General features: G+C 57.7%; 2 protein-coding genes and 1 pseudogene. All 3 read left to right on the top strand.

The features are described 5' to 3' along the window. Window positions 1-317 (top strand): annotated as a pseudogene (locus AACR93_RS23010) (hypothetical protein); the annotation flags it as partial. A gap of 1 nt (window position 318) precedes the next feature. After that, the gene (locus tag AACR93_RS23005; RefSeq protein WP_043852084.1) at window positions 319-660 is read left to right on the top strand and encodes a hypothetical protein; all 342 of its coding nucleotides are present in this window, start codon (window positions 319-321) and stop codon (window positions 658-660) included. A 74-nt stretch (window positions 661-734) separates the two neighbouring features. Beyond that, window positions 735-1,031, top strand: a complete 297-nt coding sequence (locus tag AACR93_RS23000) for a hypothetical protein (RefSeq protein ID WP_043852083.1) — start codon at window positions 735-737, stop codon at window positions 1,029-1,031. The last annotated feature ends 107 nt before the right edge of the window (window positions 1,032-1,138 follow it).

Below are 1,138 nucleotides of genomic sequence, written 5' to 3'. Positions count from 1 at the left end.
CCGGCTGCCGCATCGACCGAGGGAGCCATCAGGCAGACCGTTACTACTACGACCGGACGCTGCTGGCCCAGGGCTGGCAGCAGTACGACACCGAGGAGGACGCCTGGTATTTCGGTATCTGGATTAACACCGAGAAGCTGGAGACCTTTACCTACGCCGAGGGGGATACCAGTCATGTGATTGCACCAAACGTCGAGGCGTTTCGTGCTGAACTGGCGCGGCTCTACCAGTACCACCCGCAAGCCCCGGCGTTTATCAGTATCGACCCGGAAGCGGGCGTTGTGACCCACCACTTTGAAGCCAAGCCGGAGGTGTGAGATGGCGAAGAACATCACCATCAAGGTGCCGGGCAAGCATCCACAGACCGGCGAGCTCACCACCTTCGAGCTCAAGGGTCAGCGCATCGATATCGGCATCGGCGGACAGGCAGTGCCCTTCCTCATTCACGGGAGGGGAATAGGAACGTCCCTCACCCACATCCCAAGCGGCTACCGCATCGCATTGCTCGGCGGCTGGCTCACTGCGCGTTACGCAATCCCTGAGAATAAGCCCAGCAGAGCGACCTGCGCTCAAATGGCCATCGCCCGGCTGGTGGCTCAATACGGCTCGCGGCACCTGCTGGACCGACTCAACTGCAAGCCGATTATCAATCAGATGTAACAACGCACAGCTCAAGTGCTCACGCTCATCAATGCTCAGAGGGAGCGACAGCCCAGACAACAAGGAACGATGCAATGACCAACACCCTACCTACAACACCTAATCCACTGGCAAGCCATTCGGTGATGCAGATGCTGGATGTCGCCATGAGTTCCATCATCGGCGACTACGATGACGCAGACCTGGTACCAGAATGGCAATGGGTCAAGCAAATGGCCTCCCATGAACATGTCGGCGTGAAGGATGACTCCGCCTACGAGTACACCCTGAACCTTGCCATGGATCTCGATACGATCCCGCCAGCGCTGCAACCCTTGCTTACTGCAGCCCAGCAGGCAGGAGTGAACTACATCCTGTTTTACAACGGCTAACCACCGCGACCATCTCATCGCTCATCCACAAACAGCATAAAGGGCCAGCCCTCACAGGCTAGCCCTTTGCATCACTGGAATCACCGAATATGACCCGTCTTATCACC

This window comes from Aeromonas sp. L_1B5_3 (assembly GCF_963866575.1).
GTDB lineage: Bacteria > Pseudomonadota > Gammaproteobacteria > Enterobacterales > Aeromonadaceae > Aeromonas > Aeromonas jandaei.
This window is presented reverse-complemented; position numbering and strand designations above follow the sequence as displayed.